The organism is Algivirga pacifica, from assembly GCF_039543525.1.
Taxonomy (GTDB): domain Bacteria; phylum Bacteroidota; class Bacteroidia; order Cytophagales; family Flammeovirgaceae; genus Algivirga; species Algivirga pacifica.
Genome location: NZ_BAABJX010000015.1, coordinates 1 through 23,371, shown reverse-complemented (window position 1 = coordinate 23,371; position 23,371 = coordinate 1). Strand labels below are relative to the sequence as shown.

11 protein-coding genes are annotated in these 23,371 nt (G+C 43.0%); 1 reads left to right on the top strand and 10 read right to left on the bottom strand.

Features of this window, described 5'->3' with window-relative positions:
* Window positions 1–518 precede the first annotated feature (518 nt).
* From uxuA to uxaC, 10 genes are all read right to left on the bottom strand, one after another.
* Window positions 519–1,721 carry a mannonate dehydratase gene (gene uxuA / locus ABD985_RS03475; protein WP_345369229.1) on the bottom strand — a complete coding sequence of 401 codons (1,203 nt, stop codon included), beginning with the start codon at window positions 1,719–1,721 and terminating at the stop codon, window positions 519–521.
* Between the two features lie 37 nt (window positions 1,722–1,758).
* Window positions 1,759–2,586 carry an SDR family oxidoreductase gene (locus tag ABD985_RS03470; protein WP_345369227.1) on the bottom strand — a complete coding sequence of 276 codons (828 nt, stop codon included), beginning with the start codon at window positions 2,584–2,586 and terminating at the stop codon, window positions 1,759–1,761.
* A gap of 263 nt (window positions 2,587–2,849) precedes the next feature.
* A complete protein-coding gene (locus ABD985_RS03465) occupies window positions 2,850–6,953 on the bottom strand; it encodes a two-component regulator propeller domain-containing protein (protein WP_345369225.1) in 4,104 nt (1,367 codons plus the stop codon).
* Window positions 6,954–7,107: 154 nt separating this feature from the next.
* Window positions 7,108–10,677 (bottom strand): glycoside hydrolase family 2 TIM barrel-domain containing protein, encoded by a 3,570-nt coding sequence (locus tag ABD985_RS03460; RefSeq protein WP_345369223.1) that lies wholly within the window; start codon window positions 10,675–10,677, stop codon window positions 7,108–7,110.
* Between the two features lie 259 nt (window positions 10,678–10,936).
* Complete coding sequence (locus ABD985_RS03455; protein WP_345369221.1) at window positions 10,937–12,997, bottom strand: cellulose binding domain-containing protein; 2,061 nt, start codon at window positions 12,995–12,997, stop codon at window positions 10,937–10,939.
* 438 nt (window positions 12,998–13,435) lie between these two features.
* Window positions 13,436–14,917 carry a RagB/SusD family nutrient uptake outer membrane protein gene (locus ABD985_RS03450; protein ID WP_345369219.1) on the bottom strand — a complete coding sequence of 494 codons (1,482 nt, stop codon included), beginning with the start codon at window positions 14,915–14,917 and terminating at the stop codon, window positions 13,436–13,438.
* Window positions 14,918–14,934: 17 nt separating this feature from the next.
* Window positions 14,935–17,970, bottom strand: coding sequence for a SusC/RagA family TonB-linked outer membrane protein (locus tag ABD985_RS03445; protein ID WP_345369217.1), 3,036 nt, complete (start codon window positions 17,968–17,970; stop codon window positions 14,935–14,937).
* Between the two features lie 675 nt (window positions 17,971–18,645).
* Window positions 18,646–19,686, bottom strand: a complete 1,041-nt coding sequence (locus ABD985_RS03440; protein WP_345369216.1) for a LacI family DNA-binding transcriptional regulator — start codon at window positions 19,684–19,686, stop codon at window positions 18,646–18,648.
* Between the two features lie 236 nt (window positions 19,687–19,922).
* Window positions 19,923–20,720: a DUF2334 domain-containing protein gene (locus tag ABD985_RS03435; protein WP_345369214.1), complete on the bottom strand. Its 798-nt coding sequence runs from the start codon at window positions 20,718–20,720 to the stop codon at window positions 19,923–19,925.
* Between the two features lie 28 nt (window positions 20,721–20,748).
* Window positions 20,749–22,200 (bottom strand): glucuronate isomerase, encoded by a 1,452-nt coding sequence (gene uxaC, locus ABD985_RS03430; protein WP_345369212.1) that lies wholly within the window; start codon window positions 22,198–22,200, stop codon window positions 20,749–20,751.
* Between the two features lie 267 nt (window positions 22,201–22,467).
* Between uxaC and kduI the strand changes: the two genes are divergently transcribed.
* Complete coding sequence (kduI, locus tag ABD985_RS03425; protein WP_345369211.1) at window positions 22,468–23,304, top strand: 5-dehydro-4-deoxy-D-glucuronate isomerase; 837 nt, start codon at window positions 22,468–22,470, stop codon at window positions 23,302–23,304.
* The last annotated feature ends 67 nt before the right edge of the window (window positions 23,305–23,371 follow it).

Here is a 23,371-nt window from a genome sequence, read left to right as displayed (position 1 = left end):
TTAATCACGGGGGTTTTAATTTTTAATTTTCAATGATTAATTTTTAATGATCGGTTATCGGGCGCCATGCAATGGTTATCGGTTATCGGTTATCGGTTATCGGTTATCGGTTATCGGTTATCGGTTAAGAAAATTATCTTAACCCTAAACGATAAACTATAACCGATAAACTTTTCTCCACTAGTGGACTAAATGCTAAGTTTCCTTATACAAAAAAGACATCTGCTCTAAGAGTTCAGTGTAGCCAGCGAGGCACGAGCAAGGCGAAACGCTCTTAGAGCTAAATAGCAGTAAACTACCAGGTTATTTAACGTTTAGTCCACTAGTTCAAAAGCAGTACCTATAAACCTTGATCAAGGTAGTAAACCGCTTGGTCCAAGAGCAATTCCTTACTCGTACCTCCTTCGGAATTTGAACTCTTGGACCAGTTCAGTTATTTTAACCCTAAACGACATACAATAACCTACGGGTAGTTTTTCAACATTTTTTTAAACGATAAACCATAACCGATAAACCAACTAGACTACCTGAGCATCCGCTACCTCCTCTTTGATACTATTCAAGATGGCAAATTCTACCCCTCGAAGCTCTGCTAACCCTTTTAATCGTCCGATGGCCGAATAGCCTGGGTTAACGGTTTTATGTAAGTCATCCAACATGCGGTGCCCGTGGTCGGGGCGCATCGGCATACGGGTACTGCGCTCTCCTTTCCTCTGCGACTGCTCTTTCAGTAAAGCCTGAATAACCTCATACATATTTACCTGCCCTTCCAAATGATTCGCCTCATAAAAGCTTCCATCCTCTTCTATTGCGACATTTCTCAAGTGCACAAAGTGTATTCGATGGCTGAAGCGTTCTAACATCCGCAAGACATCATTTTCTTTTCTGGCTCCTAAAGAACCTGTGCATAAGGTCCATCCATTAGCCTCATAATCGACTGCACTGAGAAGGTGCTCCAAATCGCTTTCTGTACTCACGATACGAGGTAGCCCAAACAAACTAAAGGGAGGGTCATCCGGGTGAATCGCTAGCTTCACTCCAGCTTCTTGGGCTACAGGTACTACCTCTTGCAAAAAAGCAATCAAATTAGCTCGAAGGACTTCCTCTGTTACTTCGGCATACTCCTGCAGTTTTAGTCTAAAATCAGCTAGGCTATAGTTTTCTTCCGCACCAGGCAACCCTGCCAAAATAGTATTAACCAATAAATCCTTCTCTTGAGAGGTCATCTTTTCATAATACTCTTGAGCCTCTTGGATCAAGGCAGGTGTATAGTCCTTTTCAGCACCCGAACGTTGCAATAGAAATACATCAAAAACTACTAATGCCTGACGGTCAAAGCGTAAAGCGGTTGCCTTGTTCGGCAGTTCAAAGTTCAGGTCTGTACGAGTCCAATCCAGTACCGGCATAAAATTGTAGCACACGGTATCAATACCACATTCCCCCAAATTTTTTAGGGTTTGCTTGAACGCCTCAATTTTATTTTGGTAATCTCCTTTTCGAAGCTTGATTTCCTCATGTACCGGTACACTTTCCACGACAGACCAATGTAAATTGGCTGCTTCAACCTCTTGCTTACGGTTCATGATTTCTTCTTTACTCCATACTACTCCATTGGGTAAGTGATGCAGGGCAGTAACGACACCTGTTGCCCCTGCCTGCGCTACTTGATCCAAGGTGACAAAGTCCTTGGGACCATACCATCTCCATGTTTTTTCTAACATTGTTTTTATATTTTTTTGGGTAAATATTAAGCTTCAATTAAACGCCACTATAAGCACTAAACCCTCCATCCACGGGAACCACCACTCCTGTCACAAAGGCTGCCTGATCACCGCATAACCAATCCACTACTCCGATCAGATCTTCCGGACGACCAAAACGCTGCATAGGGGTATGGGCTATAATCTGTTCTCCACGATCAGTTAGCCCGCCTTCCTGATTGGTAAGTAACGTCCTATTTTGATCTGTCAGGAAGAAGCCCGGAGCAATCGCATTCACTCGTATATTCACCCTGGAAAGATACACAGCCAACCACTGCGTGAAGTTGTTGATACTTGCCTTGGCGGCACTGTATGCTGGTATCTTCGTGAGTGGAGAAAAGGCACTCATAGAAGACACATTCAATACAGAGCATCCCTCCACGCCTATCATGTCCTTGGTAAAAACCTGTACGGGAAGCAACGTCCCCAGAAAATTAAGGTCTGAGACAAAGCGAAGGCCTTCGGTCGTCATATCATAAAAAGTCTTGACCTCACTATCCAAGTCTTCTTCCTGTAAGTAAGGAGTCGCTGCGGTACCATCAGGATGGTTTCCTCCTGCCGCATTGATCAATACCTCACAGCTTCCTAGTTCTTCATCAATAAGCGCTTTGGCCTGCAGTAGGCTATATTTGTCCAAGACATTTGCGGTGACGCCCATCACCTTGCCATTGGTTATTTCTTTTAGCTGTACTACTGCTTCTTTTAATTTCTCTTCATCTTTTGACAGCAGGGCCACATCATGTCCCTGTTTACAAAGGTGTCGACATATTTCCATCCCTAGCACACCGCTTCCTCCCGTGACTACAAATACTTTCTTATTCTTCATCTTATTTATCTTTTAAAATACAATCGATTGCATTACTATAATTACTAAATAATAAATACCAAGTTAACGCCAAGTAAACTTATAGTTAAGAGCTACTTTTAAGGGGTTTAAGGAAGAAGAATAAAGGAATAGGAACCTATGGACGGTAATCCTTTATCCTTCTTCCTTCCTCCTTTATCCATTTGGAAGTAGTACCTTTATTTCTATCAGAACACTTAGTGTTTAGACCACTAGGCATATGATGTTCAACCTATTCAGGCGCCTTAGTAAGGCGTCTCTACGAGGTCAGCCTTACGGTACTCTGATGGAGGAGTATCGTAAGCTTGCTTAAATGATTTTGTGAAATACTTAGGATCAGAATACCCTACTTCATAGGCTATTTCTGCAATTTGCTTGTCGGTATGCTGCAATAGGTAAGCCGCTTTCTTTAACCGTATGGACTTCATAAAATCGATAATGGATAAGTCCGTCAATGCTTTGATCTTTCTGTAAAGAACAGGCTTACTCATTCCCATTTCTTCGACTAGTCGCGCCACATTGAAATCAGGGTCAGCCATATACTCTTCCAGTACTTTCATCACTTTTTCCATAAATACTTTATCCGCCGAGCTTTTGGCGAAGTTTTCGGCTACCTGATAAGGCTGGGTTGAAAACTTATCCCTGAGAATCGCTCTGGAGGCAATCATATTATTCACTCTGGCCAATAATATCTTCACCTCAAAAGGCTTGGTAATATAGTCATCAGCCCCTGTTTCCAATCCGGTCAACTGATGGACCAGCCCAGTTCGAGCCGTCAGTAAAATCACTGGAATATGGCTGGTGTCTACCGTAGTTTTGATCATCTTGCAAAGGTGAATACCGTCCATCACAGGCATCATTACGTCACTGATTACCAAATCAGGCAGATGTCGCTGTGCCAACTCCCAGCCAACTTGTCCATTAGGAGCTTGCAACACATGATACGTTTCTTGAAGGAGTGTCGACATATAGCGACGAATTTCTTGATTATCCTCCACCAAAAGAATCGTATGATGCTTTTCTGCAGTAACTACTCTATCAGAAAGGATATCTTCTTCAATACTATTTTCTTTCTCCACCAAGAATCTACTCCATGAGGTAGAAGGCTCATCAAAAGTATCCAGTAACTCCTCTTCTGAAATATGTTCCTCTCCCAAAGGCAACTGAATGGTAAAGGTCGTACATCCTTCTTGTCCTTCCGTTTTCATCGTACTTTCTGCCTCAATCATTCCTCCATGCAACTCCACAATACCCTTGGCCAAGGCCAACCCAATCCCTGTTCCATTCACCTGCATACTTTCACCAATTCGATAATAACGATCAAAGATATCAGATAAATAGTCTTCTGGAATTCCTATACCATTGTCTTGTATCCTCAGCACAAGCGCTCCCTGTGGGAAAGTATCAGAGGCCTCTTTGGTTTGGAGAGCGACCTTGATCTGTCCATGTTTCGAGGTGTATTTCAGCGCATTTGAAAGTAAGTTATACAACACTTTCTCCATTTGACCTCTATCATAAATCAAAGGCATTTCTGTAGCCTCCGTTTCAAAGGATAAGTTGACCTCCTTTAGCAAAGCCTGCTCCCTAAACGTAATGGTAATTTCTTCCACAAAACGAACAAAGTTCCCTACCCCCCTTCTCAGTTTCATATGTCCGGTTTCCTGTTTGCGGAAATCCAACAATTGGTTGATCAATTGCAGTAAGCGTTCCGTATGCTTGTTCACCAGTGTCAATTTCTCCAAAAGAGGCTGATCCCTCTGGGCCATTCTCAAGGCTTGTTCCAATGGTGCCGTAATCATGGTTAGAGGAGTACGTATTTCATGTGATATATTGGTGAAAAACTGCATCTTGGCCTGATACAACTCATCCCTTTTTTCCATTTCCATATGCTCCATATGCAAATCATGTATCAAATGTGTACGTGTACGAACCAACTTAGCCAGTAAGTACAGTGCCAATAAGATGATTGCGCCATATATCAGGAATGCCCACCAACGTTTCCAAAGTGGCGGAAGTACTTCTATGCGAAGTTCCAAAGGACGCTTATTCCAAAGGTTATCGTTATTGGAAGCCTTCACCATCAAGTGATATACTCCCGGATCTAGGTTGGTGTAGGTGGCTATAGGCGTATTGGTATACACCCAATCTTCCTCAAACCCTTCCAACTTAAATGCATACTGGTTTTTCTCAGGCTGTACATAGTTCAAGGCGGCAAACTCTACCGCAATAACATTTTGATCGTAATCCAAAACGACTTCATGTGTTTCCGAAATATGCTGCTTCAAAAGTCCCTCTTCATCTACCTGCAACGATTTATTGAATAGCCTAAAATCCGTAAAGACTACTGGTGGTGAGAAATCATTATGGGCCATCGTCTTTGGATCAAAAGAAGTCAAGCCCCATCCTCCACCAAAGAACAGTTCTCCATCCTTGGTTCTCAAATAGGAATTATACCCCATGGTTTCTCCCAATAGTCCTTCTGCCACCCCGTAATCCTTGAAGGTTCCTGAAGTCTCCTCCAGTATACTCAACCCTTTGTTAGTGGTAAGCCAAAGTCCCTTTTCTCCTGGCATAATGCCCATCACACGTCCACCCTGCAGCCCATTTTCTTCATGAAAATGATATAGCTTTTTAAAGTTTTGATCGAAACAAAATAGCCCTTCCCCATAAGTTCCTACCCACACTCTATGCTGCTGATCCTCAAACAAACAATACACTGCCGTTTGAATCTCCCCTGCAAAACTTACCCATGTAGCACCGGCCTTGACCGACAAACCCTTTTCTGAACCAATCCATAAACGACCTTTTTCATCTTGTAAAAGCGCACGAATCTCATCCGATGGCAATGTATTGGATGCATCAGGCACCCATTGTTTCAAGATTTCCAGCGTATGCTTATCTACCTGAAAAACACCCTGTCCATATGTGCCTACCCATACTTGTTGCTGTCGTTTATCTTCCTCAAAAGCATAAACGTGGGGGAAGGAAAAAATCGGTTGTGTACTATTTTTATGATTTAAGAATTTTCCCGTAGTCGATTGCTTGATATTCAATCCTCCTTTATAAGTTCCTATCCATAAATCCCCTTCCTGATCCAGTAATAATCCCTTTACATTATCGGCACTCAACCCATAAGGGGTATCACTTTTCTTCCAGTGCGTAAATTGCTTTGTCTTGCGGTCAAAATAGTTTAATCCTCCCCCCTCTGTACCTACCCAGAGGCTTCCTTGTGGATCTTCCTCCAAAGCACTCACTACCCAATGACTCACACTATTTCTCAAACGGGAACAGGTATAATGTTGAAAATTACGATTGCTTTCATCCATAAAATTGATCCCCTGATGGTAGGTACCTACCCACATCGACCCTTTTTGATCACGGTAAAGGGAATAGATAGAATTGCCGGATAAACTGTTCTCATCATCCGGGTCATGCTGTATATGAAACGTCTCTTCGGTCGTTGGGTCATAGACCGTAATCCCCTTGAATGTTCCTATCCACAACCTGCCTTGTTCATCCTGCTCCAAAGCACGCACATCATCATGCAATAAAGTCTGTCGCTCCATACTCAACTGCTGTATGATTTCTCCTTTTGCAGTCATCTTGAGTACGCCTTCCCCTCTGCTAGTAATCCAAATCGCATCCTCATTGATCACGTAAATGGAAGAGATTGCTTTGGAGAGCTCAACCGCCTGTTTTCCTTTTCTCAAAGACAACTTTTGTAAGGCGTACGATTGATTTCCCAGATTCAATACACCTATCCCCTCTGGACCTGCTACCCATAATGCCTGCTGATGGGCAGACATTCCCAAGGCGGTAATTTCTGAAGACAAAAATGCTTGCTGCTCACCTGATGCTACAGAAATCCACTTACCTGTCAAGGAGTGATAAAGGAACAATCCCTCTGGAGTCCCTACCCACAATTGTCCCTGTGTATCGGATAATAATGCATTCACCTTGTAAGATTTCCCTTGTGGAAAGGCAATATAACTCAGTTGATCTTTCCCATAATCATAAGTATATAGTCCTTGTTGAGTCCCCACCCACAATGCAGCATCCGTCGATGCTAATGCATGAATAGCATTATTTCTCAGTGCTGTAGAATCTCCTACTGCGGTACGATACTGATGAAACCTGTGGGTATCATACCTGTTCAATCCATTTCTGGTTCCTATCCATATATAACCCTTCTGATCCTGCAATACCGAAAACACCGTATTTTGCGTCAGTCCTTTTTCCACTCCATAGTGACGAAACGACAGCTCTTTCTCCTGAGCATAAATCTCATTTGAAAAATAAAAAAATAGTAGCAGTAAAAATAGATGCGTTACAGTTGCTCTAAAGGGCATAGTATTGGATCAGTTAAACCTAGATAATCGTTAGGTCTTTGAATTATTAAAAAGTGTAATCATAAGGTACTTCCCCCTACTGGGAAAGCACCTATTCTTCATTAAAGTAAATTTTTTATTTTTAAATGTAAAAAAAACACCTTATAAAATCCATTTACAGTTCCTGATGAATCTTTTTCAGTTTTAATAGTCCTTCCAGATAATAATAATCTGCATAGATCAAAGGAACGTCGATTTCTGAATCATGGGGCAATGACCCCGTAGAATGCTCCAACAAGAAGTAAGGAGAATTTTTCGTTCGATAAGCTGGCCCGGAAAGGGTTTCCAATAGCTCCGTCCCAATGGCTTTGTAACGTACCCCTTCGTCTTCTCCTTTTAGTTGACCCAGATCCAGAAAAGCTGATGCCATCACTGCTGCAGCCGACACATCCCGAGGAGCTTTAGATAAATCAGGCGCATCAAAATCCCAATAAGGCACCTTGTCTTCCGGTAAATTAGGGTGGGTTAATAAATAGGCCGCTATTTTCTCCGCTTGCTCCAAATAAGGAATATGCCCCGTCTCTCGGTACATCATCGTATACCCATAAAGTCCCCACGCTTGTCCTCTGGCCCAAGCAGAAGCATCTGAATATCCTTGATGCGTATTTTTCTTAATGGTCTGGCCACTTAAAGTATCATAATCCACCACATGCCACGTACTATAATCCTCCCTGAAATGATTCTTCATGGTGGTTTGGGCATGGCTATTGGCAATCGTACTCCACTCCGTATTCCCTGTCCATTTTGCTGCTTCCATCAGCAATTCCAGGTTCATCATATTGTCAATAATCACCGGACATTGCCATTTATCCTTATTATGATCCCACGAACGCAAGATTCCTGCCTTTGGTTTAAAACGGGTAGACAGTGTTGCTGCACTCTGCAAAATAATATCCTTATAGGCTTTATTTTGTGTTAGACGATATCCCTGACCAAAGCTACAATACACCTTGAATCCCATATCATGGGTTCGTCCATTCCATTGCTGGTCTTCCACCAAAGCCGTCCATCGTTCTGCCGCTTCCTTATAGGCATCTTCTTGGGAATGCTCGTACAGTTGCCATAATACTCCCGGATAAAAGCCACTGGTCCAGTCCTTGGATTTTACCCCTTCCAATGTTCCATCTTCTTTGATACTCCTAGGAATTGCCCCTTGTTTTGCTTCTTCAGAAAGTACTTGTCGATAATGCTCTACCGCATCATCCAAGGCCCCCAAGTAAAAGGGAGCACGCTTTTTCTCTAGTTCTAAGAAAGCTGAAGGCAATCCTTCTGAGGTTACCGCAACCGTCATTTTTCCTTCATTTCTTAAAGTCACCATGGCTCTACCATTGTACAACTGTATTTTACTTGTCCCAATGGAAGTTCCCCTATCAACCAATAATGTACCATCTCCCACCGCAGAGAAGTTTACCACATTCTTGGCGTCCAGACAACGTACGCCATTCGCATCATAGGCTTTGACTTCTATCCACTCCTGTGTTCCTTCTGTTTTAATATGCGACAGTTCCAAACGTGCTGGTTTACCCCATGAGGTTGTCTGATAGTTGAAGATAATTTCATCCTCTACTTTTTGTTTTCCTTTATAGGCAATCACTTTTACATGGTTTTCCCCTTCCTGCAACACTGTTCTCCAACGTAGTCCTGCTGCTGGAAAATCCTGGCTGTTGCGCTTACGCATGCCTACACTTTTACCATTGACAAATAACTCCGCCTTGGTACAATTAGAATACACCTTGATCAATTTCTTCTCTCCCTCTTTTCCCCATCTTTCCGGCCAGGTATGTCCGTAGATATGAACCATAGGCTTCTCTGTCCAATACGACTGGAAAACATAATAAGCTTCCTTCTTGGTAAAGTCCCTTTCAATCACCCCTTTTTGGTTGACATAAGGCACTGGATTTTCTGGACGAATAGGCGTCGCAAAATCCTTGAAAGGCCAGTAGGCAGTTCCCGTCAACCAAGGCATTTTTTCTTGTTCCTTCAAGTGCCAATCTATAAGATTACACGCATACGTCTCGGTCCAGTCACTGTCTTTGGAAACCCTTGCCTCTCCTCCATACATGGAGGCATCTCCCTCCCGTTCATCGGCTCCCATAGACGTCACTCCTTCGATGCCTTCATCCGGTACTTCAGAATGGCGACGCGCATGATTGCTTGCTCCCCATTCTACGTGCAAGAAGTGATCTACTTCCTCCATTTCCTCCTTAGATACTTGCTGGTAATTGGTGTATCGACCTCTATACCACCCTGCCCAAATAGAAGGAGAATAAACGTCTACGATATCTTTGCAAAAATCACAACGTCGAATGGCTGTTTTACGGTCGGGGTCCAAGGTGTGGGACAGGTCATTCAACTCCTTCATAAAGGTTCTTATTTTCTCTTTATCGAACGTAGAGAAATCTCCCGGCCAATCATTCTCATTACCCAGTCCCCAAATAATCACCGAGGTGTGGTTTCTATGTTGGGCAATCATATTTTTCAGCATACGCCTGGCTTGCTCTTTGTATTCCTCTCCCCCCAATCCTCCTCGGCACCAAGGAATCTCTTCCCATACCAGAATCCCCAGGCGGTCGCAAAGGTCCAGAATAATCGAGGACTGTTGATAATGCCCTAGACGAATAAAGTTCACCCCCATTGCTTTCATCATTAGCATCTCTTGTCGCATCATCTCTTCTGTCATGGCGGGTCCTACCACAGCATGGTCCTCATGGCGGTGTGTTCCTCTCAACAACAAGCGTTCTCCATTCAGGTAAAAGGGTCCTTTTTTCTTAAACTCTACATGACGAAAACCTACGTATTCTTTCAGATGTTGTTGTTCCTGATTGACGGATAAGGTCACCTCACAAGTATATAGTTCAGGAGATTCCGTTGACCATAAAGTAGGTTTTGATAATGGGATATTGGCCATCTCAAATTGTTTTTCATCCTGAGCTATTTCTTCCTCTCCTTCCCAAACCAACTTTCCTTGAGGAGTAAATAGCTTTACGCTCAGCGATGATGCTTGCTTTCCGTACCTTTTAAGTATACCTGAAATGTGTATTTGTCCTTTTTTACCCTTTTTGTCAACTTCTGTTCTTAAGGTCAATTGATCTACATAGGTTGAAGGGAGGTAACGTAGGTTAACATAGCGATACAACCCTCCATAAATCGTAAAGTCCGATAAATCTGACGGAATCATATTAATATCTCGGGCATTGGAGCAGCGTACGAGCACAGGTATTTTCCCTCCGTAGACTTGTGCATTTTCAGAGGCTTTGAACTGCTGTACGGCCTCCGTAATATCAACCTCCCACTCATCATACCCTCCTATATGCTCCCCCACTTTCTTAGTATACACATATACTTCCGTTTGTTGTCCACTTCCCTCAAAGTGCAATAACGTTCGGCCATCCTGATAAGGGTTATCAATAGAAAGGTAAGTACGGTACCAAGCAGCTCCCTGATAGTAATGAACCTCCGGATTTACAGCATCTTCTCCATTATACGAATGTGGAAGTGCAATATCTTCCCATACAGGAACTGCTTGAGGGCTCCCCGGTTTTACAGGACGAACCGCCTCCCAAACACCTCCCAAATCTCCTTTTACAAATTGCCATCCTTCTGTTAAACGCAAGGAAGATTGTCCCATTACCTGCATTCCCCATAAGGCTGCAAGCACAATCAACAGACTTATCTTTTTCATCATTTCACTAACTGTTTTGAAAAAAGCACAAAAAATAGCACTGCTTTTTATTCGGTTTCAATAATACTTTTAATCTATGTGAATAAGAGAAGATGGCTTTAGTTGAGGCTGCTTACGCAGCTGGTTGAGTAGCACTGTGTGCTGTTGAGTGGAGCGTTGCTCCGTTGAGCATTTTCCGTATTACTCATTCTCAACGTGCGAAGCACAACTCAACAGCACACAGTGCTACTCAACCAGCCGCGCAAGCGGCCTCAACATTACTCTACTCTTTAAAAATTTTAAAAACGGTACGTTTCCCTGCTTGCTGAACGCCTAACAAGTACATCCCTTTGGAATGTGAAGTCAGATCAACTTCCAACGTGGCTATTTGAGAAATCGCTTTGACTTCCTGCACTTTCTTTCCCGTAAAATCGAATAACTCCAAGGTCACTTCTTCTCCTGCAGAAATCCCTCTCAATAAAATCTTTCCTCTGGATGGGTTAGGATATACGGTCAAGACCTCCGTTGATACCGTTGCCATTCTACTATTAGCAGAAGGTTCTGTACCCCACACCAATGTTCCATTACGATAAACAGTAATCAAGGAATGGGGAGTCAGCGATGTTTTGGATGCATCGTAGGAGTAATCATTAGTCTCGTCATAATTCGCCCAGTTGCTCTTGGTTGCCCTAAGCTTGATGCGTCCCGACTCTCCTCCTGCAGCAAGGCTACCTGCTCCGGCCGTAAAGGATACTTCCATATAATAATCTGCCGTACTACCTCCTGACACTGCTGAAAAGCTTCCATTTACGTTACTTTTACCCATTGGTGCGTAGTCTACATTAAATACAGGTGATCCGGCTCCATCTACCGTAAACCAGTATCGTACCGTCAGCTCACTATAAGGAATAGCACTGCTACCATTATTTACCAAATTGATATAAGGACGCATACTATTACTACCAGGGTTACCATCTCCTTCCTCATACTCCAGTGTTATATCAGAAGAAGGTGGTGTTCCGCCTCCACCTCCCGACCCAGAGGTATCCTGAGAGAAGTTGGCCACTACTGCCTTATTGCTATTCATGGTAAGGGTTACGGTATTGTTGGTTCCACTTACTGCACCACTCCATCCATCAAACTGATAACCCGTATTCGGTGTAGCCGTCAGTGTCACTTGCTCTCCATCACTGTAAGTAGCTTTGTTCGGACTTTTGCTCACACTACCATTCGTTGCGGTAATGGACAAGGTATATTGCGTTGGAGCCACTCCACAAGATGATGTTGGTGTAAACCAGGAAGGACAACACTGGTCCACGATTCTACTACTATACAGATCCCCTGATGGCACTCGACTATTGTCCCAGGCATATACATCATTGGTTCCTGAATAAGCCTCTACGATATTATTGGAAGCTCCGTTCATATAGAATGTATTGTTGTAAATGGCATGCTCATCGCTGGACAAAGCAACTCCCCTATCGATAGCTGCAATCCCCTTAGTCAGGTTGGATTCATTGTTCCTGTAGAATGTATTGCATCGGATATAGGTTCTCACTCCTTTCAGGTCAATAAATGAATCGGCATAATTGGACCCTGAAAGTCCTGCCGCATCGATTTGGCAGTGCTCCACCACCGTTTCACTTGTTCCCTCCTTAATATCGAAGGCTTCTGCCGCTACATTCGGTCCAATAATAGAGTTCTTGACCGTCGTATAATTTACGTATGGGTCGTAATTGCTCCATGACCCCTTATCTGTTCCAATGTATATCCCTTCTCCAAATCCTGCATTGGACTTACCAGTATCATGTACATTACAACCATCAATGGTTACATAATCAGATCCATCCCTAACGTGGATGGCTTCATAACCGATATTATATACTTCACAATTAATGGCCTGGCTATAGTTTGAGTTATCAAAGATTAGCCCTTTTTGACCATTGGTAATTTTCAGATCCTTTACAATCCAGTGATCCCCTTCTATCCGCAGTACGGTCAGGCTACTGATATTACTTCCCTTCAAGGTAGCCGGGGAAGAAGAAGAGGCACTTCTAATGATAATGGGATTAGCCGCTGTTCCATTGGCATTGGCATAGAAATAGGCGGAACTACCCGATACTGCAACTCCCGATGCCTCATATACTCCTGAGGCAATGACTATCTCGTCGCCGGGGCCTGCATTGCTCATCGCAGTCCTAATTTCGGCTACTGTATTACAGTTATAGATTGTTCCCGCATACCCTTTAAGGGCTCCAACAAATAGTAGTGTAGTCAGGGCGAACCATTGGCCCAACCACAAGTTTTTACTCCATAATTTAGAAATCATTTTTAGGTTGTTCATTGGTAATAAATACACCGTGAAAGGTGCTACATTTAGGAATTCGGTACTTGACCGAATATCTTTCCCCAGATGCGCTATATGGAGTGTATTCGAAAGGAAAAGGCAAACTCTTCGTGGCATATAGTGTCTGCCTTTTCTATTCTATGATAGTGTTACTATAAACTAGTGGATTGATTACTAAGTAAATTTATAACTGAGTGCTACTTTCAAACAGTTTAAGGATTAAGGAAGAAGGATTATTATCCAGAAACTCCTATACCTTTATCCTTCTTCCTTCTTCCTTCCTCCTTTATCCATTTGGAAGTAGTCCTTTTATTTCTATCAGAAAGCTTAGTGTTTAGACCACTAGCGATCTGCTCGTTTATCGGTTATCACTTATAAAATATAAACGATAAGCAATAACCGATAAACCAAGCATTACAACAGCATCGCACTCAACTATTCGATGCCTGAAAGGTCTGTCTCGTCCTGTGGAATAGGCAGGTACTTCATACTAGGCTGATAGCCTACTTTCCCGTGCTCATCCTGAGACATTACCTCATCCAATCGCTCCCAACGTAGGAGGTTAAAACGTCTCTTGGCTTCATGTGCCAACTCAAAAGACCATTCTTGCTGTATTGCTGCTCTCAATCCTGACTGATCCAGTCCAGACAAAGCTGGCATACCGGCACGCGTTCTCAAACGGTTGATGGCATCATAAGCCTCTGCTGAAGGACCATTTGCTTCGTTGGATGCTTCAGCCAAAATCAGGTAGGCCTCTGCCAAACGGAATACTGGAAAGTTCAACCCTGTACGTTTTCCTTCATCATTGAAAGACCTTCCTTCTCCATAATCCTGATATTTTCCTAGACAAGGCTTTGTTTTCAATGGATCTCCTCCTCCCCAATCGATATAGGTAATAACCTGTTCCTCTCCGTCAACCATCTGCTTGATCTCTGCCAAGAAAGTCACCGCCTTACGCGCATCCATATCGTCAAAGGTATCCATGAAGGCTACGGAAGTATTCCAGAAATACCACCCTCCTTCCTTGATTCCTCCTCCGGAAGGTCTTGATTGTGTCGTCATCATCGTACCTCCATCCTTAGGGTCAGAGTATTGGATAGACCAAATATGTTCCGGCCCATTCTCCGTTGCTACCTTGAACAAATCGCCAAAATCATTGACCAGGTTATAGGTTCCTGCATTAATTACCTCCTTGGCTTTCTCTGCTGCCTTGGTATAGTATGCGGTTTGTTTCAATGGATACCCTGCCATGGTGATATACACTTTTGACAGCAGCACCTTGGCTGCTCCCATGGTTGGTCTACCATCATCAATTGCTCCGGCCCAACTTACGGGTAGATATTGTTCTGCATACGTAAGATCCTCCACAATTTGGGTATATATCCCCTCTTCCGTCTCCTTATCCACTTGACTTGCTTGCTCCAGGGCTTCCACTGGCTTCGTTCTTAATGGAATTGGACCAAACATTCTTACTAGGTGAAAGTAGTTCATCGCTCTATAGAACCTCGCTGCCGCCAGGTATTGCTTTCCCCATTCAGTGGTTTCTGGGATATCCTTAATCATCGTATTGGCGCTGCTGATCACCTTATAGCCATCTCTCCAAACATCTCTGAAATATTGATTGGAAGCCGTATAAGTAAAGTGATCCATATCATAACGGTCTCCACTAGTGTATTTCGCATCTACCTCATCACTCGTCACTGCGACTGACAAGAAAAAGTCTCTCTGATAATAATCATCCATCAATTGCATCATACCTCCCAAAATAAGGTCAGCATCATCTGCCGAAGCCGGAAAGTTCTCCGGGGCCAACAAGCTTTGTGGTTCTTCCTCCAGAAAATCCGAACAAGAAGTCACTCCCATGGATAGTGCCAGTACCGCAGCACCTACTATATATTTGATTGTTTTTTTCATCATGTTACGTTTTTATAGGATTAAAAGGATAGGTTCAGACCAAACATCAGTTGTTTTGCAGCCGGATAAGCACCATTGTCAATACCTCTCTGCACATTATTCTGATAATTGGAGTCGTCATTCTGTCTGGAGTTTACCTCTGGGTCATACCCTGAGTAGTCTGTGAATGTAAACCAGTTCACCGCATTGGCATAAAGTCTCAATGACTTTACTCCTGCTTTCTCCAACCACTGAGATGGCACATTATAGCTTAAGGAGATATTCTGTACTCTCAGGAAAGACGCATCCTCTACAAAACGAGAAGACATCTCATCCCAAGTTTGGCCTACGGCAATCATATCATTGCTACCATTTTCTGGTGTCCAGTAGTCCATCACTTCTCTCAAGCCATTATTCAACCCGCCCGGTCTAAGCAGGTTTACTTTTCCAAGGTTTGCTACCTGCACCCCTTGCACTCCTCTCAACACAACATTTAATCCTATATTCTTGTACGTCAAATTAGTAGACAAGCCATAGTAGAAATCAGGTAATGCGTTACCTATTACCGTACGGTCATCAGCATTCACTTCTCCATCTCCATTGATGTCTGCATACTTCGGACGTCCAGGGGCTGCACCTGCTCTTGGCAATGCATCTACTTCTCCTTGATCCTGATAGATCCCGATATACTCATAGCCATAGATCTGTCCCAATGGCTGTCCTACCACCAAGGCGCCATTTTCGCGGAATCCACCTCCCATCGCTCCACCAGAGATATCCATGACCACCAACGAATCAGCTCCCAGATCAAGAATCTTGTTTCTTACAAAAGATACGTTACCAGATACATCCCAGCTAAAATCTTTCTTTTCTATTAACCTAGCTGAAAGACTCAATTCTAATCCCTTGTTTTCGATACTTCCTATGTTTTGCAACTGGGAAGTAAATCCTGAGTTAGGGGCTAATCTTGCTTCATACAATAAGTCATTAGTTTCCTTACGATAAAGGTCCATCGTTGCGGTTAAGCGCTCGTTATAGAAGCCCATATCCAAGCCAATGTTGGTTTGTACCGTAGTTTCCCAACGCAGATTGGAGTTAGATAAACGCTCTGGAGCCACACCGTTGTTCAGTTGTGTTGATCCTTTGGTATAGATAATTCCGGTTCCGTAGCTTGCCAGGGATTGATAAGGCTGGATGGCCTGATTACCACTTTCACCGTAACCAGCACGCAGTTTCAACGTACTCACTTGATCTACTGACTTCAAGAACTCCTCCTCATTAATATTCCATCCTATGGATGCCGAAGGGAAGAAAGCCCATTTGTTATTCTTAGCGAATACAGAAGAACCATCAGAACGTCCTGTCATCGTCAACAAGTACTTTCCATCGTAGCTGTAATTCAATCTACCCAGTACAGACATTTGTTTCGACTCGGTCAATTCCGAGTAACTGCCCAGAACATTCTCTGCAACACCTACATTATTGACTGACAACACTTCCGTAGAGAATCCGGAAACAGCCAAGCCACTACGAAAACGTTCGTCCAACTGGGTAGTGAATCCAACCAGCGCATTGAGGTTGTGCTTTTCTCCTAACGTCTTTGTATACGACAATGTATTCTCTACCAACCAACGGCTGGAAGTCCAGTTATCGATACGTGCAATCCCCTCATTTAATGCTGCTTGTAGTTCTTTAGATATGTACTCTTGCCCGTTGTGATTCTGCGTCAAATAGCCTACGTTTAGTCGGTACTTCAGGTCAGGAATCAAGGCATACTCCAAGTATCCACTCACCCTCAGGTAATCCCTTTGCTGCTCCTTCATTCTAAGGTCAGCCACTTTTACCGGGTTATCTACCTGAGAAGAATTATTGAAGAAGATATTATAGTCTCCCTCTTCGCTCATCACTGGGATGATAGGAGGAAAACGCAAGGCATTCAAGGTAATTGGCCCACCCAATGAACCATATCCTCCATTGACCAAGGTATTGTTCGTGGAAGCATTATAATATACCATTCTTGTTCCTACCGTCAACTTATTGCTTACATCATGATCCAGGTTTAATCTAAAAGTTCCTTTGTCATAACCCGAGCCCTTCACCAATCCGTCCTGTCCGAAGTAGTCAAAGAAAGCGGCGTATCTTGTACTGCTTCCACCTCCTGTTACTCTCAAGTTATAACGCTGTACCACAGCTTCCTGCGTGATCGCATCCTGCCAGTCTGTACCTACTCCAGTCGTATCCACATTGCTTACTTCCCAACTATCTCGATCAATGTCTTGCTCATTGGCTGTTCTCACGGCCCAATATTCTCCCGCATCCATTAGGTCTAACTTTTTGGACAGTTGCTGCACCCCATATTCTGCCGTAAGGGCTACTTCTGTCTTTCCTTCCCTACCTGTCTTGGTCGTTACGATAATTACCCCGTTTGCCCCTCTAGAACCATAGATTGCCGTCGCCGAAGCATCCTTTAAGATCTGGAATGACTCGATATCTGCGTTATTCAACGTACTCAAATCTCCTCCAATGAAGCCGTCAATCACCACTAATGGAGCATTGTTAGCATTAATCGAGTTATCACCCCTGATACGGATATTCATCCCAGCACCAGGAGAAGCATCTGTAGTCGAAATCTGCACCCCGGCAGCCCTTCCGGCCAACGCCTGCTCTATTCTAGGCACAGACATATCTTGTAGGGCTCCTCCATCGATAGAAGATACTGCTCCTGTCAGGTCTTTTCGTTTTTGTGTACCATACCCCACAACCACTACTTCTGAAAGTTGTGCTGGGTTCACCTCTAACGTCAAGGCCAGGTTACTTTGATTTTCAACAGTCACTTCCTTGGTTTTGTAACCAATGTAACTTACGACTAGTGTCACTCCTTTATCCACATATAGGGAGAACTTCCCATCCATATCAGTGACAGTTCCTTTGGTTGTACCCTTTACCGATACATTAACACCAGGTAGTCCCATTTGATCATCAGAGGAAGTAACCGTTCCCTGTACCTGTACTTGCTGAGCGTACAGCCATGACATGGTACATGCCATGAAGGTTAATAGTAGCAATAGTTTTTTCATGTGTGTTTTTATTGTTCTTAAGTAAAGAATTCCTCACTGGGTTAAGCGATCAGATGAGGTAAATGACAAATAAAATCATTGCAGTAATAAACGAGACGAGTAATACCTCTACCCACCGAGCCCCAGTGGGGTTACTCACCAGTTTATCTTTTAAAAATTGTCTCATGATTCATGTGTTATAAAAATGATTTCATCAGTAACTCCCATCGCTTCTATTGGATTCAAGACTATAGTTGAAGCGAGAGAACATTTCAAAGGTGTAAAACCTACCCTTATTAAAGGTGGTTATTTCGTTCTACTAGGGGAGAATAATGATTCAGGGGGGAAGAATAGTTCTATATAGAGGTGGAATAGTTCAAATCAAGTACTTTTTGTTCATGCTGTTGAATTGAGCTTCGCTCGTTCATGGTGTTTAGTTGTTTTTTTTTCGTATCGACACGATAATATAAAAGCCAACGAATATTCATTTTCGCTTTTGTTTTATATGTAAGGATTTAGGTTAGTCCTGTCGCTATCTACGGAATAATATACAGTTTAGAGATTCCATGTAATGGGGTCTCTAAACATACATAATGCCACCGCTTCAATATTAACTCCTATAAAAAACAAAAAATCCCGACCCCACACGCATATCATGTAAGATCAGGATTGTTCTATTGATAGAGAATATTTCTATTACCTTTCCAAATTCCTTTTGGAGGAAGAGGTGCGTATCACCAACTCACTTTTCAAAATGGTCGTTTCACTAGCAACCGATAGCTCTTTATCTTTTAGCTGTTCTACCAACTTACGGGTTACCGTTTTGCCCATAGTCCAGGCAGATTGGTTGACAGTCGTAATGGAAGGGTGAATCAGTTCCGAGGTAGGTTCATTACTAAATCCTACGACCATATAGTCCTCGGGTATTTTCTTTCCGGCTTTTAATAAAGCCTGTACTGCCCCTATCGCTGCTAGGTCATTCATGGCATAAACCACATCAAAGACTTCCCCTTTCTTTAGACTATTTTCTACCGCCTCAATTCCTCCCTCTACAGTAAGGGGGATCTTTTGAGAGGTCACTTGAGTAGCCCAATCTCTTCCTGTACTCTCCAAGGCATCCTTGATTCCTGCCGCTCTATCTCTATAGATACTACTATCCATCTGCCCTGTCAGTAATAAAAAATGCGTTCCTCCTTCCTGCAATAGATGTTGCCCCAGTGCCTTGGCAGTACTTCTATCATTCATCAGTACCTTGGTAGTTTCTATGCCCTCATGGTAACGATCAAAGAAAAATACCGGTACGCCGTGATCCAATGCCTCCTGTATATGTTGGCCATCGGTTCCTTCCAAGGCAGGTGAGATCAAGATTCCCTCTACCCGACTATCCATCATTGTCTTGATGTTTTTCTTCTCTAGTTCCAGACGATCCTTGGATTGGCTAATCAAAACATTATACCCTGCCTTGTGGGCCTCCTCTTCAATACCCGCAATTACAGTAGAAAAGAAATAGCGAGAGATAAAGGGAACGATCACGCCTATGGTTCCCGAGCGACTAGTTCTTAAATTGGACGCTAGTACATTGGGACGATAATTGAGCTGAGTGGCCATTTCCCTCACCTTTTTCTTTGTCTTCTCCGATACTTTGGGATGATCATTCAAGGCCCTAGATACCGTAGAGCTATTGATTCCCAACGCATCGGCTATATCATGTATGGTTGTAGATTTTTGTTTTGTCATTTTATCAAGTTTGCACACAAAAAACGGAGCGATCGGTAAAGTTATTAGAGCTTGTTTGAAATACTGATTTAGATAGAGAAAATTTCTATAACCTGTTCAAATTGATTCAAATTTGAGAATAATAGTGGTTCTATTTGTCGAAAATTTGAGTCAATTTGAACAGTGGTTAGAGGAATTTTCTATCTGAAGGCGTATTCCAAACAAGCTCTTAGATTGAAAGTAGTTCAGCAAGCCTATTATTCCATGCCCATATGATAATCATAGGGTGTGGTAAACCGTACCTTCTCCGATTTTAGAAATAAAACAATTCGCTTAAACTCCTCAAACCTTTCAGGATTCTCCACCCAACTACGAGGATGCCCCTGAATTACCAGTAGTTTCTCAGAACGGTATTTTTCATACCCCTCCTTAAATTTCAAAAAGTCAGGAACATGCACTGGATACTCTATATTTACTTCCGGAATACGTTTAAGGACCTGTTTGCTGGTCGGTACTGTCGTTTCTTTGTACAACCATACCTTAATTTCGGGCAGGCTATCCAATGCCTTGGCCGTATGCTCATTCGTAGAATTGTAAGGAGCTCCAAAAGTTCTCAACGTAATCCCCAGTTTCTCTTTTGCTAATTCACTAGCTCTGGACAAATGCTCGTATTGATAGGTATAGTCTGTCCCTCTAAACTCCCTTTCCGCTTTCTCTTTCACCACAGGCTTACAATGGCAGTACCCGTGATGCCAAACCTCATGCCCTTCTGACTTACGATCCTTGATCCATTGGAAATAGGCATCCCTTCCTTCTTCCAAAGAATTGCACACCAGCCCTATAGTCCCCTGTACTTCTTCCTCTTTTAGAAACTGGAAAACCTGTACCCATCCGGGATGCACCAATCCATCCTCATACCATAAATCATCTAGTTTAAGGATCACTGTAGGCGACCGTGTCTCCTTTGTTTTCCAAAAAGGAGTCGAACAAGAAACAGTGCAAAGCAGAAAGCTGCATAAAATCGTGTGTATATATTTATTGTACAACACAAACATCTAAACATCATGAACGGGCGAAGCCCTATTAAACATTATGAACAAAACCACCCTGGGTCTGTGCCGTCAATGCACTTGAGAAATCAAAGTAGTTTTTCGCATTGTAATAGCAAATATCCTTTACCATTCCACCAATCCAGTTGAGGTCATTAGGAAGCAATCCTTCATCTATGTCTTTTCCCAAGAGGTTACAAAGTGTTCTCCTGAAATATTCGTGTCTTGGATAAGACAGAAAACTACGGGAATCGGTAAGCATACCGACAAAACGGGATAATAATCCCATCTGCGACAAGGTATTTAACTGCCTTTCCATCCCACCTTTCTGATCCAGAAACCACCAACCAGACCCCCATTGTATCTTTCCGGCGATCTCCCCATCCTGAAAGTTGCCAATCATAGTAGCAAACACTTCGTTATCGGCAGGATTTAGATTGTAGATGATTGTTTTCGCTAGACGATTTTCCCGATCCAGCTTATCAAAGAACTTTGTCATGGCTAACGCTTGAGGGAAATCCCCTATGGAGTCTACTCCGCAGTCTCCTCCTGCCTGTTGTAATAAACGGGTATTATTATCTCTGATAGGTCCTAGGTGAAACTGCTGTGTCCACCCCCTTTGATGGTAAGCTTTGCCGAGGCACTCCAATAAAAAGGCTTTGAACTTGTGTGCTTCTGAATCCTCGCAATTCTTTCCTTGCTGGTATACCTTTTGAAAAATACGATCAGCCTCGTGCTCCTCCACTTCTTCTCCATATAAGTGAGGCAGGCCGTGATCCGATAATCGACACCCCATCTTATGGAAATAATCTATCCTACGCTCCATTGCCGTCCACAGATCTCCTATTGTAGTGATGGCATAATCACTAACCTCTTCCAAACGCCTCACATACGACTGAAAAAAATCGGTTTGCTCGATTTTCAGCAAATTATCCGGACGAAAAGTAGGAAGGACCTGTACCTCATACCCTTCCTCTCTCAATTGGGCGTGGGCTGCAAGGTCATCCAAGGGATCGTCCGTCGTACCAATCATCTCTACCCCCATCCTCAAAGGAAGTTTTCTTGCTGAATACTCTGGAAGCAATAGTCGCTCATTACAAGCTGCGTAGATTTTAGCAGCTGAATCAGGTGTCAGGTATTCTTCGACATCAAAATAACGTTTCAGCTCCAAATGTGTCCAGTGAAAAAGAGGGTTTCTCAGGGTATAAGGAACCGTCTTGGCCCAGTGATTAAATTTCTCTGTATCACTAGCCCCTCCTGTAATATAGTTTTCCTTAATGCCGTTGGCACGCATCGCCCTCCATTTATAATGATCCCCCTCCAACCATACTTTTGTCAGGTTAGTAAAGTTCCCATCTTCCGCCAACTCCTGAGGAGACAAATGACAGTGATAGTCAATAATTGGCAGGTCTTTCGCATACTCATGATACAAACGACGGGCAGTCGCTGTCTGCAACATAAAGTCATCGTGGATAATAAAGTTCATCGTGGTTATTTTTTTGAGTTGTCTATGATTTATCGCTTATCGCTTATCGCTTATCGCTTATCGCTTATCGCTTATCGCTTATCGCTTATCGCTTATCGCTTCAACGATAGAAAAATACAATCGATTGCATTAAAATCAAAAATTTAAAAGAAAACATTTTGACTATTCATAGATTTATCTCTATTATTACAACGATTCAAGACTAAAAGAGCCCAATAATATACTTAAAAACAAATGCAATCGATTGCTTTAATACCTTAAAACATTATGAAATACGACACCCGATATGGAAATCATCCGGAAGACGTAAAATCGTATGACACGGAACGGTTGAGAAAGGAATTTCTTATTGAGCGAATCTTTGAAGAAGATCAAATTCACCTGACATATACCCACCATGATCGATACATTGCTGGAGGGGCTATGCCTGTACAGGATAGCTTATCCCTTCAAGCGATCGATCCATTAAAGTCTTCTTATTTTTTGGAGCGAAGAGAAATGGGCATTATTAACGTAGGAGGAGACGGCGTAATAGAGGTCAACGATCAGGTGATAGAAATGGGGCATAAAGAGGCCTTATATATTGGCAAGGGAAATGAGCAAGTGCTCTTCAAGAGCCTTGATCCTAAGAATCCTGCCAAGTTCTATATCAACTCTACTCCAGCCCATCAAAAGTACCCTGTCCAGAAAGTTACCAAGGATAACTGTCCTACCGTTGAACTGGGAAGCAGGGAAGCTTCCAATCATCGCACCATACATAAACTACTGGTCAACAGTACTATTCTCACTTGTCAACTACAAATGGGCATGACAGAGTTGAAAAATGGCAGCGTGTGGAACACTATGCCTGGACATGTACACGATCGCCGTATGGAGGTGTATTTTTACTTTGACCTACCTGAGGAGCAGGCCGTATGTCATTTTATGGGACAACCACAAGAAAGCAGACATTTGTGGATGCACAATGAACAAGCGGTGATCTCTCCTGCCTGGTCAATGCACTCGGGAGCAGGCACTTCCAATTATACATTTATCTGGGGTATGGCAGGGGAGAACCTTGACTACGATGATATGGACAAGTTTGCGATTAAGGACTTGAGGTAATATCGGTTATCGGTTATCGGTTATCGGTTATCGGTTATCGGTTATCGGTTATCGGTTATCGGTTATC